The organism is Microbispora oryzae, from assembly GCF_017896165.1.
Taxonomy (GTDB): domain Bacteria; phylum Actinomycetota; class Actinomycetes; order Streptosporangiales; family Streptosporangiaceae; genus Microbispora; species Microbispora oryzae.
Window position 1 is genome coordinate 100,962 of record NZ_JAFCNB010000007.1, and the last position, 15,136, is coordinate 116,097.

A 15,136-nucleotide genomic window follows, 5' to 3' on the forward strand; every position below is an offset into this window, starting at 1 on the left:
TCTCGCCCCGACTGAACTTGTGCAAGCGAACGAAATCTCTTGCATTAATTGTCGTATAGTTGCGGCCATGACACGACGGCTTGCGGAAGTAGCCAGGAAAGTGGGCGTGAGTGAGGCGACGGTGAGCCGCGTCCTGAACGGCAAGCCGGGCGTCTCCGACGCCACCCGCGAGGCCGTCCTGACCGCGCTCGACGTGCTGGGATACGAGCGGCCCACCCAGCTGCGCGGCGACCGCGGCCGGCTGGTCGGCCTGGTGCTGCCCGAGCTGCAAAATCCCATCTTCCCCGCGTTCGCCGAGGTCGTCGGGGGCGCGCTGGCCCAGCAGGGGTTCACCTCCGTGCTCTGCACCCGCACCGTCGGAGGGGTCTCCGAGGCCGACTACGTCGACCTGCTCCTGCAGCAGCACGTCTCCGGCATGGTCTTCGCGGGCGGCCTGTACGCCCAGGCCGACGCCTCGCACGCCCACTACGAGCGGGTGCGTGAGCGCAAGCTGCCGATCGTGCTCGTCAACGCTGCGGTGGAGCGGCTCGGCTTCCCCCAGGTGTCGTGCGACGACGTGGCCGCGGCCGAGATAGCGCTGGCCCACCTGCTCGCCCTCGGGCACACCCGGGTCGCCATGCTGCTCGGGCCGCCCGACCACGTGCCGTCGCGCCGGAAGCTCGCCGCGTTCCGCGCACACGCCGCCGCGCGCGGGGTGGAACTGCCCGCCGAGCACGTCGAGCACACGATGTTCTCGCTGGAAGGAGGGCATGCCGCCGCCGCCCGGATGGTCCGGCACGGGATCACGGGCATCATCTGCGCGAGCGACGTGCTCGCGCTCGGGGCGATCCGGGCGGCCCGCCGGGCCGGGCTGTCGGTGCCGGGGGACGTCTCGGTCATCGGATACGACGACTCCGCCCTGATGAACTGCACCGACCCGCCGCTGACGACTGTCCGCCAGCCGATCGACGCCATGGGACGGGCCGCGGTCGAGCTGCTGGTGGCGCAGATCGAGGCCGCCGCCGTTCCGGGAGACGAGCTGCTGTTCGAGCCCGAGCTCGTCGTCCGGGCCTCCACCGCGCCCGCGCCCAGGACCGCGGCCTGACCGCGCCCGCGCCCCGCGCGGCTGGGTAAACGTGGCCTGGGCGGTGGCCCGGACGGCTGCCTGATGCCGGCTCCCCAGGGCGGTTGAGCCCCATGTCGGTTACACACTCGTAACTGTCGCCTTTTTGCAGAGTGCGTGCCGGAGTATTGCTACGGCCTGCATGCCTCTGTATGTTTCTCGCAACCGAGCGGATCGGGGCGCTCCAGCCGGCCCCGGACGCGTGCTCCAGACGGGTCGTGGTGCGCGGTTCCAGAAGGGAACGATGATGAAACCCCACAACCTCTCGATACTGCTGGTCTCGGGGCTCGCGCTGACGGCCGCGGCCGCGTGCGGTTCCGGGGACGGCGGTAGCGGCGGCGACAAGGCGGCGGCCCCCGGCGCGGGGGCCAAGGTGACCATCACGGTGGGCTGTCAGCCCCCGAAGACCAATCCCGTCCAGCGCGACGAATGGAACGAGGACGTCGCGGCCTTCCAGAAGCTTCACCCGGACATCACGATCGACAGCAAGGACGGGTTCCCCTGTCACGACGTCAAGACGTACGACGCGAAGCTGGCCGGCGGCCAGATGGAGAACGTCTTCTACGGCTACGTGGGTGACGTCCAGACGGCGATCAAGGCTGGTCAGGCCGCCGACATCACCGACTACGTGAAGGACGTCGCGACGTTCGCCGACCTCGACCCCAGCGTCATGGCCGCCTTCACGGTCAACGGCAGGATCTACGGCCTGCCCAGGACGACGTACAAGGTCGGCCTGGTCTACAACCGCAAGCTGTTCACCCAGGCTGGGCTCGACCCCGACAACCCGCCGAAGACATGGGCGGAGCTCCGCGAGGCCGCCAAGAAGATCAGCGGCCTCGGCCCCGGCTACATCGGTTACGGCGAGTACAGCGCGGGCAACACCGGCGGCTGGCACTTCACCCAGGAGATCTACGGCCGCGGCGGCTCGATCGTCTCCGACGACGGCAAGAAGGCGACCTTCAACAGCGCCGAGGGCAAGGCGGTCCTGCAGAACCTCAAGGACATGCGCTGGACCGACAACAGCATGGGCACCAAGCAGCTCTACCAGTGGGACGACCTCATGCGGCTGATGGGCGCCGGCAAGATGGGCATGATCCTCGGCGCGCCCGACGTCATCACCGAGCTGCACGACAACCGCCACGCAAAGTATGAGGACTTCGGCCTCGGCGCCTTCCCCGAGGCGACGGCGACGCTGGGCGGCGGCGACGGCTACCTGTTCAACGTCAAGGACACCCCGGAGCAGATCAGGGCCGGCATCGCCTGGCTGAGCTACTACAACCTCACCCCCGGCCAGGGGCAGTTCAACTACGAGCGCCAGAAGGCCAAGGGCCGCGCGGTCGGCCTGCCCGACAACAACCCGTGGGGCGGCAGCGCGTCCGGGCAGAAGCTCGTCCAGCTGCGGACGCAGTTCTCCACGCTTCCCGCGCAGAACTACAAGGCGTATGAGGACGGGTCGGCCGCGCTCCCGCTCAAGCTGGAGCCGCCGAACACCCAGCAGCTCTACCAGATCCTCGACACCCCGATGTCCGCGGTGCTGACCCGGCAGGACGCCGATGTCGACAGCCTGCTCGCCGACGCGGAGAAGAAGGTCGACGACCTGCTCGCCAGGTCGGGGTGATCCCGCCGGACGGACGCCGGGCGGCGTGACCCGCCGGCCGGCTCCGGCGCCCTCGGCCAACCGACGAGACCAGAACCGGGAGAGACACAAGCGATGAACGTCGTGGCCATCGGGGCGGGCCGGCGGCGGGCGCCGACCGCCCGCGGGCGGTTCGTACGGCGGAACCTGACCGCCTACGGGTTCCTGTGCGGAGCGCTGATCTGCTTCGCGTTCTTCTCGTGGTACCCGATGATCCGCGAGGTCTTCCTCAGCTTCCAGAAGAACAACTTCGTCAGCGCTCCGAAGTGGGTGGGTTTCGACAACTTCCGGGCCGTCTTCGCCGACTCGGCGTTCTGGCCGGCCTGGATCAACACCGCCGAGTTCACCCTGCTGGCGCTGGTCATCGGTTACGTCGTGCCGTTCGCCTCGGCGGTCGTCCTGAACGAGTTGCGGCACGCCAGGGCGTATCTCCGGTTCGTCGTCTACCTGCCCGTCATGCTGCCGCCGGCGGTGTCGGTGCTGCTCTTCAAGTGGTTCTACGACCCGGGGCAGGGCCTGTTCAACCAGATCCTCGCGTTCTTCCACCTTCCCGCGCTGAGCTGGCTGGACAGTGGGAGCACGGCGCTCGTCTCGCTGGTGATCGTTTCGACCTGGATGAACCTGGGCAGCGGCACGCTCATCTATCTCGCCGCCCTGCAGACCATCCCGGGCGAGCTGTACGAGGCCGCCGAGCTGGACGGAGCGGGGATCGTCAAACGGCTCCGGCACGTGACGATCCCACAGACGAAGCTGATCCTCTTCGTGATGCTGCTGCTGCAGATCATCGCGACCATGCAGGTCTTCATCGAGCCGTTCATGCTGACCGGCGGCGGGCCGGAGAACGCCACGGTCACCGTGGCCTACCTCATGTACCAGTACGCGTTCAACTTCGGGAACTTCGGCGGCGGCGGGGCCCTCGGCCTGATGCTCATGATCGTCCTGATGGTGTTCTCGGTCGCGTACCTGCGCGTCGCCAGGGAGGACCCCCGCTGATGCAGAACGCCCCCCGGGTCCGCACCCTGGTGTCGCCACACCGGCTGAACAGCCGCCGCGGCCGGATCGTCTACTGGTCGGTCCTGGTGTTCATGCTGGTCACGTTCACCCTGGTCTTCGTGTTCCCGCTGTACTGGATGGTCACGGGCGCACTGAAGTCCCCCGAGGAGCTGTCCCAGATCCCGCCGACGCCCTTCCCCACCGGCGGGTTCAACTGGGACGCGTACGCGGAGGCGTGGGATCTGCTCGACCTCGGCACCCTGCTCAAGAACACCGTCCTGTACGCCGTGGGCGCCTGGCTGTTCACCATGGCCGTCGACGTCACGGCGGCGTACGCGCTGTCGAAGCTGCGGCCGGTGTTCGGCGGGGCGATCCTCGGCGGGATGCTCGCCACGCTGATGATCCCGCCGATGGTGCTGCTGCTCCCGACGTACGTCACCGTGCTCGACCTGCCGATCCTGCACGTGAACCTGCTGAACACCCCGTGGGCGATCTGGCTGCCCGCCGCCGCCAACGGGTTCAACATCTTCCTGCTGAAGCGGTTCTTCGACTCCATCCCCCGGGAGCTGCTCGAGGCGGCGGAGATGGACGGGGCCTCCCCGGTGCGCGTCCTGTGGTCGATCGTCCTGCCGATCTCCCGGCCGATCCTGGGCGTGGTCTCCATCTTCACGGTGATCAACGTCTGGCGCGACTTCGTCTGGCCGCTGCTGGTGCTGCCGGACACCGAGAAGATGACGGTGAGCGTCGCCATCAACTCCCTGTCGCAGACGATGCCGCAGAACGCGCTCACCGCGGCCCTGGTGATCGCGAGCCTCCCGACCATCATCGTGTTCTTCCTGTTCCAGCGGCACATCATGGCGGGACTCACCGCCGGAAGCCTCAAGGGCTGACGCCTCCACCTCGTAAGGAGTTGCATTCCGCATGCCCGGCAGCACGCCCCCGGGGACGTCCCCGGACCCAGCATGGTGGCGAAGCGCCGCGATCTACCAGGTCTACCTGCGCAGCTTCGCGGACGGGAACGGCGACGGCACGGGAGACCTGGCGGGCCTGCGGTCGCGCCTGCCGTACCTGGCCGAGCTCGGCGCCGACGCCATCTGGCTGAACCCCTGGTATCCCTCGCCCATGGCCGACGGCGGCTACGACGTGGCCGACTACCGCAGCATCGAGCCGGTCTTCGGCACCCTGGCCGAGGCCGAGAAGCTGATCGAGGAGGCCCACGACCTCGGCATCCGCACGATCATCGACGTCGTCCCCAACCACGCCTCCGACCAGCACGCCTGGTTCAGGGAGGCGCTGGCGGCCGGTCCCGGTTCGGAGGCCAGGGAGCGGTTCTGGTTCCGTCCCGGCGACGGCGACGGGCCGCCGAACGGCTGGCACTCCATCTTCGGTGGGCCCGCCTGGACGCGGGTCCCCGACGGAGAGTGGTACCTGCACCTGTTCGCCCCCGAGCAGCCCGACTTCAACTGGAACGACCCCGCCGTCCGCGAGGAGTTCCTGGAGGTCCTGCGGTTCTGGTTCGACCGCGGAGTGGACGGCGTGCGCATCGACTCGGCGGCCGTGATCGTGAAGGACCTGGCCAGCGCCGAGGAGTCGTACACCGATCACGACGGCGTCCACGACGTCTACCGCGAGTGGCGGCGCGTGGCCGACTCCTACGGCGGGCGGATCCTGATCGGCGAGGTGTGGCTGCCCGACCAGGAGCGGTTCGCGAAATACCTGCGCCCCGACGAGCTGCACACCGCCTTCAACTTCGACTTCCTGTCCAGCGCCTGGGAGCCGGCCGCGCTGCGCGCGAGCATCGACCTCACCCTCGCCACCCATGTGCCGCTCGGCGCGCCCGCGACCTGGGTGCTGTCCAACCACGACGTGGCCCGTCCGGTCACCCGCTACGGCCGGGCCGACACCTCCTGGAGCAACGCCGAGCGCAGGGACGGCGCTCCCTCCGACCTGGAGCTCGGCCGCCGTCGCGCCCGGGCCGCCGCGCTGCTCGCGATGGCGCTCCCCGGCAGCGTGTACGTCTACCAGGGGGAGGAGCTCGGCCTGAACGAGGTGGAGGACATCCCGGAGGAACTGCTCGACGACCCCATGTGGGAGCGGTCGGCCCACACCGTCCGCGGCCGGGACGGCTGCCGGGTGCCGCTGCCCTGGTCGGGTGCGCAGCCGCCGTTCGGCTACAGCGCCGGCACTCCCTGGCTGCCCCAGCCCACTGCGTGGCGCGACCTCACCGTGGAGGCGCAGCGCGGCGACCCGGACTCCATGCTCCGCCTCTACCGGGACGCGCTGCGGATCCGCCGCGAGCTGCTCGGGGACGGCACACTGTCCTGGCTGCCCTCCCGCGACGACGTCCTGGCCTTCACCCGCGACTCCGGGCTCGTCTGCGTGGTCAACCTCGGCGCGGCGCCCGTCGTCCTGCCGGCGCATGACGCCGTCCTGCTGGCCAGCGGTCCGCTCGTGGAGGGGCGGCTCCCCTCCGACACCGCCGTCTGGCTCGCCCCGCGCGTCTGACCTCGCCGCGAGCGGGGGCCCGAACGCGGGGCCGGGGATCAGGGCGTCTCGAAACGGCCGTCCTTGATCCCGCGGACGAAGGCGTCCCACTCGTCGGCGGTGAAGGTCAGCACCGGCCCCAGGTCTCCCTGTTTGCCGTCGCGGAGACCGACCCAGCCGCCGTGGAACGCGACCTCGACGCAGGCGCCGCCGTTGCACGCGGCTCGCCAGTGAGCGTCGGCGAACAATGGTCGATCCGTCATCGGCTCTCCCGGGAATGAGCTCGTGGTGATGCGTGTATCGCCCGGAACGATTTTAGTGGACGACGTTTTCCGGCGGAATCTTCCGGCGGAGAACGGGGGGCGGGACATCGGCGTCCGGCCCCCCGTCTTTCTATTCGCCGCCTGAGTGAGCTCCCGCCTTCACGGATTCGACGAACTCTCTCCACTGCTCCCGGGTGTATACCAGAACCCCGGCCTCGGGATTCTTGGAGTCCCGGAGGGCGACGACATCAGACGCAAAGGCAACCTGTACGCAGTTGCCTCCCGTGCAACGGGAGGATCTGCGCCACTTCAACGTCGAAGTGGTCAGGCCTTGCGGTGATTCCATTGCGCCTCCTGGTCCTGTTGCGAAATACTCCGACCAGTGCGTGTGGCGCGCTCTGCGGGTCTGATGTGTTTCACGTGGTTTCTGTCTGGTTGATCCTGATTTATTGCGGGTCGCCGTTACAGCGCGTATTCCTGGTTGACCTCCTGGACGAGTTCCAGCGACGCCTCGGGATGCAGCGCGGCGGCCCGGATCCGGTCCACGGCCTCCCGATAGCTCGCCAGTTCCGACTCCTTCTCCAGATATTCGGCCCGCTCCAGCGACTCCAGATAGACCACTTCGGGCATCGTGGGATCGCCGATCGTGAAGAAGACGAAGGGGTTGTCCGAGGACATGTAGGCGCCCACGTCGAAGGGGACGACCTGCACGGTGACGTTGGGCAGGTCGGCGACCTCGAGGAGGTGGTCGAGCTGCGCTTTCATGATCTTCACGCTGCCCACCCGGCGGCGCAGGGCGGCCTCGTCGATGAAGGCCCAGTAGCGCAGGGGCTCGGGCTCGGTGAGGCGGAGCTGCCGTTGGATGCGGATGTCCACCCGCTGGTCGAGGACCTCGGGCCGGATCCGGGGAAGCATGCCGCGGACGAGGGCCCGGGCGTAGTCGGCGGTCTGCAGCAGGGCCGGCACGTACGCCGTCTGGAACTCGACGACCGAGACGGCCGCCGCCTCAAGGTCGACGTAGGTGTAGAGGGCGTCGTTCAGCTCGCCCCACTCCTGCTTCAGCCCCGGCTGCCGTGACTCGCGCGCCAGCGTCATGAGCTCGGCGACGACTCTCTCGTCCGGCACGCCGTAGATCTGGCACAGATCGCGTACATCCCGCAGGCTGACGCCGCGCTGGCCGGTCTCCATCCGGCTGATCTTCGCCGGGCTGCACAGCAGTCGCTGGGCCACCTGCTCGACCGTCATGCCGCTGGCACGGCGCATCTGCCGGAGGCGGCCTGCCAGCTGGCGTCGCCGGAGCGTCAGGTTCGTCCCGGCCATCAGGGTGACCACCTCGGTGTACACGACATGGAGCTCCAGAAAGGGCAGCGTAGCACCGGGTGGATCACCATCGCACGCAATGTCCAATGGCAATTGCCAAATGTAGGTTGCCTGAGGCAAAGGCCGGGGTAGGAACGCGACATAAGCCTCAACGTGGCGGCTTGTCCGGCCGGTTCCGAAAGGAGGCGATGTGTTACCGGCCCGGAATTCCGGCCCTGCCCGGTCGGCGAATCCCCATCCGACCTGCTCCTCAGTGAGGGATGACTCATGCAGTTCGACGACATCGGTGTCCGTAATCTACCCGCCGCCGGATTACGGACACGCGCGATAACTCTCATGTGGAAGCTGGGCGAGGCGGCGTTCGCGGAGGTCGACACCTTCGCCTGGGTCCAGCGGTGGCAGATCAGCCGGCAGTGGTACGTCCACAACTATCGGGATCGGCGGTTCAACGCCCTGATCGCCTGCCGGCTCTGCACGGCGACCGGGCGCGGGAACGCCGGGAAGCCGTGCGGCGAGTGCGACGGGACGGGCCGCGTCAACCTGCTGGAGCCGCCGGTGCGGCGCCCCGAGCAGTCGTCCGGCGGCCGTCCCTGACCGGGGTGGGGGAGATCACGCCGGAGGAGTCCCCTGTACGGGGACGGTGGGCAGCTCGGCCGTGCAGAAGGCGCAACGGCGGGCGGCGATCGGGATGTCGCTCAGGCACTCGGGGCACTTCTTCTCGGACGCCTTCTTCTTGGTCTCGAAGAGGCTGAGGAACCGGGCCATCGGGAGCACGACCAGCCAGTAGACCACGGCCGCCACGATCAGGAACGACAGCAGGTGGTTGACGAAGTCGCCGTACGGGAAGTGCGCGCCGTTCAGGGTGAAGGAGTAGTCCGAGAAGTCGGGCTGATGGCCCCCGGTGACGGCGGCGACGAGAGGTGTGACCAAGTCGGTGACCAACGCCTGGATCAGCTGGCTGAACAGGGCGCCGACGACCACCGCCACGGCGAGCTCGACCAGGTTGCCGCGCATCAGGAATTTCTTGAATCCGCTCATGGGGCAACGCCTTACCATGTTTGCTTCCGCGTCGCAGTCACTTGACATGAATGAGGGCGGCCTCCGCGATCTTGTCGCGGGGAGGCCGCCCGGGCGTGGTGCGGAGCGGGACCCAAGGTCAGGACGTCACGCGTAACAATGTTTCCATTTACCCGTTGGGAGCGCTCCCACTTTAGGTGCCACTCGCCTGCGCCCGAGCGCTTTCTATCTTCACCAGGGCTCTTTCCAGATCCTGCCGGACCTCGTCGGGCAGCCGCCCCTCGCGGGCGCGGACGGCCAGCTTCTCCTGGACGACCTCGGTCCCGTGGCCGCTGTCGATCTCGTTGCGCAGCACCTGCTTGAGGTCGAGCGCGACGTCGGGGTCGATCTCGTGGCTCGCCTCGGCGGCGTCGACGAGGTCGCCGAACGCCCGTACGGCGCCGGCCACGCGGAGCGGAGCGGCCGTGGTGGCCAGCGGCAGGGTGGAGACCTCTTGATTCGCGGCCAGGGAGCCGGGATCCCCGGCGGTCCGGTGACCTGAGGTCGGGGACACCCGCAGGGCGTGGTGCTGCGGCGGCGCCGTTGTGGATACCGGGACGTTGACCTGCTCGATCGTGGGCCCGTCCACCGTCGCGGCGGCCGACGGCGTCTGCCGGGGGGCCGGCGGGGTGAGCGGGGCCCCGGTCGAGGCGCCGCCCCGCAGGGGGAGCATCTGGGAGAACACCAGGGCCACGCCGAGGGCGGCGGCGCCGGCCACGGCGGCGCCCCACCCTGGTCCGCCTCCACGCGGGGCGGGCCGCTTCTTCACCGCCGCGTCCAGCGCGTCGGCGACCGCCCGCGCGCTGGGCCGGTCTTCGGGGCAACTCGACAGGCAGCGCTGGCAGACGTCCGCGACCTCAGGCGGCAGGCCGGTTCCGGACGGGCGAGGCGCCGGACCCTCCCGGCAGGCCGCCTCGACGGCCTCCCAGGTGGTCTCCGGATAGGGCGGCCGGCCGGTGAGCATCTCGAACAGCAGGACACCGAGGGCGTAGACGTCGACGGCCGGGTCGGCCGTGGCCCCGCGGAGCCGTTCCGGGGCCACGTACGGCGGGGTGCCGAAGTCCGCGACCAGCTGGTCGTCCGACTCGCCGATGAAGGCGGCGATCCCGAAATCGAGCAGTTTCGGCCCGTCGGGGGCGAGCAGTACGTTCTCCGGGGTCACGTCGCGGTGGACGATGCCCCGGTCGTGCGCCTCGGCGAGCACGCGGGCCACGGCGGAGGCGACGGCGGCCGCCTCCGCCCAGGGCAGCGGCCCCTCGGCGATCCGGTCCGACAGCGGCCGGCCCTCCATCAGGCGCATCACCACGTAGGCGGCAAGCCTGCCGCCGTTCGTGACGGTCTCTCCGTAGTCGTAGACCTCGGTGGCGTCGGGATGGATGAGCCGCGCCGTCGCCCGTGCCTCCCTGCGCATGAGTTCGCGGCCGGGATGGTCGCCGTCAAGGGTGCCGTCCAGCACCTTGATGGCGACCACCCGCTGGAGCGCCTGGTCGAAGGCGCGCCAGATGACGGCCATCCCGCCTGTCGCGATCCGCTCGGTGAGCTGATAGCGACGGGTCAGGACGTCGCCCTCCTTGAGCTCAGGCCGATTCACGAACCACCAGTTCCGTGGGCAGCACGGGATTGCCCTTGGGTTTGTCCTCCGAGCTCAGCGCCATGAGCAGGAGCCGGGCGGCGAGGGTGGCCATCTCCTCCACGGGTTGGCGGACCGTGGTAAGCGACGGTGAGGTGTGGCGGGCCACCGGCGCGTCGTCGTAGCCGACGACCGCGACGTCGTCGGGCACCTTGCGCCCGGCCCGCCGCAGGGTCTGCATGGCCCCCGCGGCCATCACGTCGGAGGCCGCGAAGACCGCGTCGAGGTGGGGCGCCCGCTGCAGCAGCCACTGCATCGCGTGGGCCCCGGAGGCGTGCGTGAAGTCGCCGTACGCCACCGGGATGTCGACGACGCCGGCGTCGCGCAGGGTCTGGCGGAAGCCCTCCAACCGGTCGCGGGCGGCCGGCAGGGTGGGCGGGCCCGCGATGGTGGCGATCGCCCGGCGGTTGGTGAGCAGCAGGTGCTCCGCCGCCTGGCGTCCCCCGTCGATGTTGTCCATGTCGACGAACGGCAGGTCGATGCCGTCCGGCGGCCGGCCCGCGCAGCGGACCGGGATACCGGATGCCGCCAGCGTGACCGCGAGGGGATGCCGGGCGCGCGCCCCGACCAGGAGGACCGCGTCCGCGGCGCCGGCGACCAGGGGTGGCGCGGCGATGGAGGCGGTGGCGGGGGTCGCTGTCATCAGGACCAGGGGGACCCCGTGACTGGCGAGCACCTCCTCGCAGGCCGAAAGCAGCCGGGCGTAGAAGGGCTCACTGAACAGACGTGGACTGTGCTCGCAGACAACGGCGGCGATGATCTGCTCGGCCCGCCTGCCCGCCGAACCCCTGGGGGCTCGCCTGCGGACATAGCCCAGGCGCGACATCGCGTCATGGACCTGTTGGCGGGTCGACGTCGTCACCCGTACCGAGCCGGTCAGGACCCGGGACGCTGTTGCCGGGGAGACGCCGGCTGCGGCGGCTACCTCTGCGAGGGTGGGAAGATCGGCCATCCGGTCTCCTCGGCCCGAAGGTTCACACGGCTTGGGAGCGCTCCCAAGCGAAAGTATCACTGTTTCGCTCGTGTCAACAGAGGTTTCCTCGGTGTGAAACCTTTCGTTGAGTTCCATGGCGGTAGCGCATGGTGTGAGGCTAGGGCACTGAGTGAACGGTCGGAACTCCCGCAGGGAAATGGGCGACATTAATCCCCTATGTCCGAAATTATTGGCCAGGGGAGATTGTGCGCTTATGCAGTGGTTTGACGTTTGGATCGCGCCCCCTCGGCGGCCCGGCGAGGGTAGGGTCCTGCGGAGGAGATCTCGCGGAGACCTCCGGACCCGTCACCGGCTTCACCCCCTCCTACCTGGGTCCCCGTCGCGTATGGCAGGTGGCCCCAGGCCGGGTCCGCCCGCCCCGCGAGCCGGTCCGGCCGCGCCCGGTTCCCCGGAACGGGCGGTGCCGACGGTCTTCCGCACCGAGCCGAGAACCGAAAGGTTAAAGAAAGTGACGACCATCTTCCGCCGGACCCCCTCGCCCGTTGTGACGGGCACGTTAACCGGCGTGATCGCGATGGCCCTGCTCACCGGGTGCGGCGGGACGGCTGACCGGAACGGCGCGGCCCCCGCCTCGGCGGCCGCATCCGCCCCTGTCTCCGCCCCGGCGTCGGCTGCCGCGTCCCCTTCGGAACCGGCCGCCGTGGGTACGGCGACCGCCGACGGCCAGGGCTCGCCGGGGGCGGATCCGGCGGCCTCCGCCCCCGCGGACGCCGCCGCCGGGCCCAACGCCGCGGACGTCTCCTTCGCCCGGAAGATGATCCCCCATCACCTGCAGGCCCTCGACATGGCGTCCCTCGCGCGGACCAACGCCGGCGACCAGTGGGTCCGCGACCTGGCGAGCCGCCTGGCCGAGACCCGGGACGCCCAGGTCCGCGAGCTCAAGGGGTGGCTCGACGCCTGGGGTGAGGAGCCGCTGCCGCGTGATCAGCCCATGCCGGGCATGCAGTCGGCGGCCAAGATCGCCGCGCTCGCCAAGGCGTCCGGCGGCGCGTTCGACCGGATGTTCATCACCATGATGATCGAGCATCACAAGGGCGCCGTCGCGCTCGCCAGGTCGGAACGGAACGGCGGCGCATTCGACGGGACGAAGGCGATGGCCGATTCGATCGCCACGACCGGCGCCGCCGAGATCGCGGAGATGAAGGCGTATCTCGCCAAGCTGAAGTGACCAAACGCGGCTGACCCAGTTCGGATAACACGGGGCGGCCGCGACCGGTACGCGGAGGGGTGGACGCCCATTTGCCCATCGATGGCGCGTTCGCCCCTTCGCCATACTCGCCGTTAACGTGGCGGGACTGTCGAAGGCCTTTTCGGGCAGGCACCATGTCTTGTGAACGAGAGCCACATGATCGCGTACGCGGACGGGCGCCCGGGGGGCGGGCCGTCCGGGAACGACCATAGAGCCGGTGGGCGGCGGGGCCTTCCCGCACGGGCCGCCGAGCCGGAAGGCGAAGGGGTCCGATGAGGGAGATCTGGCCGGGGGATCCCTATCCCCTCGGGGCCACCTACGACGGCGCGGGGACGAACTTCTCGCTGTTCAGCGAGGTGGCCGAGGGCGTCGAGCTGTGCCTGTTCGACGACGAGGGCCACGAGGAGCGGGTGCCGCTGATCGAGGTCGACGGCTTCGTGTGGCACGGCTATCTGCCCGGGATCGGGCCGGGCCAGCGGTACGGCTACCGGGTGCACGGGCCCTACTCGCCGGGCGACGGCCAGCGGTGCAACCCCGGCAAGCTGTTGCTCGACCCGTACGCCAAGGCCATCGAGGGCGCGGTGCGGTGGGACCAGGCCGTGTACGGCTACCGCTTCGGCGACCCCGACAGCCGCGACGACAGCGACTCCGCGCCCTACATGCCGCGCTCGATCGTCGTCAATCCCTTCTTCGGCTGGGGACACGACCGGCCGCCGGCCACGCCGTACCACGACACGGTGATCTACGAGGCGCACGTCCGCGGCCTGACCATCAACCACCCGAAGATCCCGGACCGGATCCGCGGCACCTACGCGGCGCTCGGTCACCCCGAGATCGTCGACCATCTCACCGGGCTCGGGGTGACGGCGATCGAGCTCATGCCGGTGCACCAGTTCGTCACCGACGACGTGCTGCACAAGCGGGGCCTGTCCAACTACTGGGGCTACAACACGATCGGTTTCTTCGCGCCGCACAACGCCTACTCCAGCTCGGGGGAGCGCGGCGGGCAGGTGCTGGAGTTCAAGGCCATGGTCAAGGCCCTGCACGAGGCCGGGATCGAGGTCATCCTCGACGTGGTCTACAACCACACCGCCGAGGGCAACCATCTGGGCCCGACCCTGTCCATGCGCGGCATCGACAACGCGAACTACTACCGGCTGGTCGAGGACGACCGCCGCTACTACATGGACACCACGGGCACCGGCAACAGCCTGCTCATGCGGAGCCCCCACGCGCTGCAGCTGATCATGGACTCGCTGCGCTACTGGGTCAGCGACATGCACGTCGACGGGTTCCGCTTCGACCTCGCCGCCTCGCTGGCGCGTGAGCTGCACGACGTCGACCGGCTGAGCGCGTTCTTCGACCTCGTCCAGCAGGACCCGGTGCTGTCGCAGGTGAAGCTGATCGCCGAGCCGTGGGACGTCGGGCCCGGGGGATACCAGGTGGGCAACTTCCCCGCCCGCTGGACCGAGTGGAACGGCCGCTACCGCGACACCATCCGCGACCTGTGGCGCGGCGAGCCGGCCGCGCTGCCCGAGTTCGCCTCCCGGCTCACCGGGTCGAGCGACCTCTACCAGGACGACAGCCGCCGCCCCGCCGCCTCGATCAACTTCGTCACCTGCCACGACGGCTTCACGCTGCAGGACCTCGTGTCGTACGACGAGAAGCACAACGAGGCGAACGGCGAGGACAACCGCGACGGCGCCGACGACAACCGCTCCTGGAACTGCGGGGTCGAGGGCCCGGCGACCGGCCCGGTGGCGCAGCTGCGGGAGCGGCAGAAGCGCAACTTCCTGACCACGCTGTTCCTGTCGCAGGGCGTGCCCATGCTGTCGCACGGCGACGAGATCGGCCGGACCCAGGGCGGCAACAACAACTCCTACTGCCAGGACAACGAGATCAGCTGGGTCGACTGGTCAGCGATCTTCGGGGACGGCGGCTCGGCGGCGGAGGACGCCGAGATCCTGGACCGGCGGCAACTGCTGGAGTTCACCCGGCGGCTGGCCCGGCTGCGCCGCGACCATCCCGTCTTCCGCCGCCGCCGGTTCTTCTACGGCAGGGCCGTACGAGGCTCCCACGACGAGCTGAGCGACATCGCCTGGCTCACCCCTGGAGGGACGGAGATGACCGACGCCGACTGGAAGACCGGTTACGCGCGGGCGCTCGCCGTCTTCCTGAACGGCGACGCGATCACCGAGCCCGACCGCCGGGGCAGGAGGATCAGCGACGACTCGTTCCTGCTGCTCTTCAACGCGCACTCCGAGGTCATCCGGTTCACCGTCCCGAAGGACTACGGCGAGCTGTGGACGACCGAGATCGACACCGCCGTCCCCGGGCCAGGCACGCCGAGCCTCGCGCGGGCGGGAGAGGCCGTGCCGGTCTCCGGCCGTTCCGTCCGCGTGCTGCGCCGGGTGCGGTGACCCTGGGCGACCAGCCTGGTCGGGGCGTGCACGCTTCGCGCCGCCCGGC

Annotated in this window: 14 protein-coding genes; 8 read left to right on the forward strand and 6 right to left on the reverse strand. The window is 69.7% G+C overall.

What is annotated here, in order from left to right; genetic code table 11:
- Positions 1–67: 67 nt before the first annotated feature.
- From JOL79_RS15110 to JOL79_RS15130, 5 genes are all read left to right on the forward strand, one after another.
- Positions 68–1,084, forward strand: a complete 1,017-nt coding sequence (locus JOL79_RS15110; RefSeq protein WP_210156440.1) for a LacI family DNA-binding transcriptional regulator — start codon at positions 68–70, stop codon at positions 1,082–1,084.
- 262 nt (positions 1,085–1,346) lie between these two features.
- Positions 1,347–2,720 carry an ABC transporter substrate-binding protein gene (locus JOL79_RS15115; RefSeq protein WP_230984818.1) on the forward strand — a complete coding sequence of 458 codons (1,374 nt, stop codon included), beginning with the start codon at positions 1,347–1,349 and terminating at the stop codon, positions 2,718–2,720.
- A gap of 93 nt (positions 2,721–2,813) precedes the next feature.
- Complete coding sequence (locus JOL79_RS15120) at positions 2,814–3,731, forward strand: carbohydrate ABC transporter permease (protein ID WP_210156441.1); 918 nt, start codon at positions 2,814–2,816, stop codon at positions 3,729–3,731.
- Positions 3,731–4,621, forward strand: coding sequence for a carbohydrate ABC transporter permease (locus JOL79_RS15125; RefSeq protein WP_210156442.1), 891 nt, complete (start codon positions 3,731–3,733; stop codon positions 4,619–4,621). The genes JOL79_RS15120 and JOL79_RS15125 overlap by 1 nt, the downstream gene beginning before the upstream one ends.
- 31 nt (positions 4,622–4,652) lie before the next feature.
- Positions 4,653–6,236 carry a glycoside hydrolase family 13 protein gene (locus JOL79_RS15130; protein WP_210156443.1) on the forward strand — a complete coding sequence of 528 codons (1,584 nt, stop codon included), beginning with the start codon at positions 4,653–4,655 and terminating at the stop codon, positions 6,234–6,236.
- 38 nt (positions 6,237–6,274) lie between these two features.
- On the opposite strand, the gene JOL79_RS15135 is transcribed toward JOL79_RS15130, so the two are convergent.
- The 3 genes from JOL79_RS15135 to JOL79_RS15145 form a co-directional block, all read right to left on the reverse strand.
- Positions 6,275–6,478 (reverse strand): DUF397 domain-containing protein, encoded by a 204-nt coding sequence (locus tag JOL79_RS15135; protein ID WP_210156444.1) that lies wholly within the window; start codon positions 6,476–6,478, stop codon positions 6,275–6,277.
- A gap of 130 nt (positions 6,479–6,608) precedes the next feature.
- Positions 6,609–6,824: a DUF397 domain-containing protein gene (locus JOL79_RS15140; protein WP_210156445.1), complete on the reverse strand. Its 216-nt coding sequence runs from the start codon at positions 6,822–6,824 to the stop codon at positions 6,609–6,611.
- Between the two features lie 116 nt (positions 6,825–6,940).
- Positions 6,941–7,822, reverse strand: a complete 882-nt coding sequence (locus tag JOL79_RS15145) for a helix-turn-helix domain-containing protein (protein WP_210156446.1) — start codon at positions 7,820–7,822, stop codon at positions 6,941–6,943.
- 243 nt (positions 7,823–8,065) lie between these two features.
- Between JOL79_RS15145 and JOL79_RS15150 the strand changes: the two genes are divergently transcribed.
- Positions 8,066–8,392, forward strand: coding sequence for a hypothetical protein (locus JOL79_RS15150; RefSeq protein ID WP_210156447.1), 327 nt, complete (start codon positions 8,066–8,068; stop codon positions 8,390–8,392).
- A 15-nt stretch (positions 8,393–8,407) separates the two neighbouring features.
- Here JOL79_RS15150 and mscL read toward each other — a convergent pair whose 3' ends face one another.
- From mscL to JOL79_RS15165, 3 genes are all read right to left on the reverse strand, one after another.
- The gene (gene mscL / locus JOL79_RS15155; protein WP_210156448.1) at positions 8,408–8,836 is read right to left on the reverse strand and encodes a large conductance mechanosensitive channel protein MscL; all 429 of its coding nucleotides are present in this window, start codon (positions 8,834–8,836) and stop codon (positions 8,408–8,410) included.
- A 172-nt stretch (positions 8,837–9,008) separates the two neighbouring features.
- On the reverse strand, positions 9,009–10,445 hold the full coding sequence (locus JOL79_RS15160) for a serine/threonine-protein kinase (RefSeq protein WP_210156449.1): 1,437 nt from the start codon (positions 10,443–10,445) through the stop codon (positions 9,009–9,011).
- Entirely contained in the window at positions 10,432–11,436 is a 1,005-nt protein-coding gene (locus JOL79_RS15165; protein ID WP_210156450.1) for a LacI family DNA-binding transcriptional regulator, read from the reverse strand. The genes JOL79_RS15160 and JOL79_RS15165 overlap by 14 nt, the downstream gene beginning before the upstream one ends.
- 556 nt (positions 11,437–11,992) lie before the next feature.
- Here JOL79_RS15165 and JOL79_RS15170 point away from each other — a divergent pair.
- Together JOL79_RS15170 and glgX are read left to right on the forward strand one after the other, a co-directional pair.
- Positions 11,993–12,646 carry a DUF305 domain-containing protein gene (locus JOL79_RS15170; RefSeq protein WP_230984848.1) on the forward strand — a complete coding sequence of 218 codons (654 nt, stop codon included), beginning with the start codon at positions 11,993–11,995 and terminating at the stop codon, positions 12,644–12,646.
- A gap of 293 nt (positions 12,647–12,939) precedes the next feature.
- The gene (glgX, locus tag JOL79_RS15175; RefSeq protein ID WP_210156452.1) at positions 12,940–15,087 is read left to right on the forward strand and encodes a glycogen debranching protein GlgX; all 2,148 of its coding nucleotides are present in this window, start codon (positions 12,940–12,942) and stop codon (positions 15,085–15,087) included.
- Positions 15,088–15,136 lie beyond the last annotated feature (49 nt).

Coding starts and splice junctions, on each gene's coding strand:
- JOL79_RS15120 (WP_210156441.1), top strand. CDS start 2,814: ATGAACGTCGTGGCCATCGGGGCGGGCCGGCGGCGGGCGCCGACCGCC.
- JOL79_RS15165 (WP_210156450.1), bottom strand. CDS start 11,436: ATGGCCGATCTTCCCACCCTCGCAGAGGTAGCCGCCGCAGCCGGCGTC.
- JOL79_RS15110 (WP_210156440.1), top strand. CDS start 68: ATGACACGACGGCTTGCGGAAGTAGCCAGGAAAGTGGGCGTGAGTGAG.
- JOL79_RS15140 (WP_210156445.1), bottom strand. CDS start 6,824: ATGGAATCACCGCAAGGCCTGACCACTTCGACGTTGAAGTGGCGCAGA.
- JOL79_RS15115 (WP_230984818.1), top strand. CDS start 1,347: ATGATGAAACCCCACAACCTCTCGATACTGCTGGTCTCGGGGCTCGCG.
- JOL79_RS15130 (WP_210156443.1), top strand. CDS start 4,653: ATGCCCGGCAGCACGCCCCCGGGGACGTCCCCGGACCCAGCATGGTGG.
- JOL79_RS15125 (WP_210156442.1), top strand. CDS start 3,731: ATGCAGAACGCCCCCCGGGTCCGCACCCTGGTGTCGCCACACCGGCTG.
- JOL79_RS15150 (WP_210156447.1), top strand. CDS start 8,066: ATGCAGTTCGACGACATCGGTGTCCGTAATCTACCCGCCGCCGGATTA.
- mscL (WP_210156448.1), bottom strand. CDS start 8,836: ATGAGCGGATTCAAGAAATTCCTGATGCGCGGCAACCTGGTCGAGCTC.
- JOL79_RS15135 (WP_210156444.1), bottom strand. CDS start 6,478: ATGACGGATCGACCATTGTTCGCCGACGCTCACTGGCGAGCCGCGTGC.
- JOL79_RS15170 (WP_230984848.1), top strand. CDS start 11,993: ATGGCCCTGCTCACCGGGTGCGGCGGGACGGCTGACCGGAACGGCGCG.
- glgX (WP_210156452.1), top strand. CDS start 12,940: ATGAGGGAGATCTGGCCGGGGGATCCCTATCCCCTCGGGGCCACCTAC.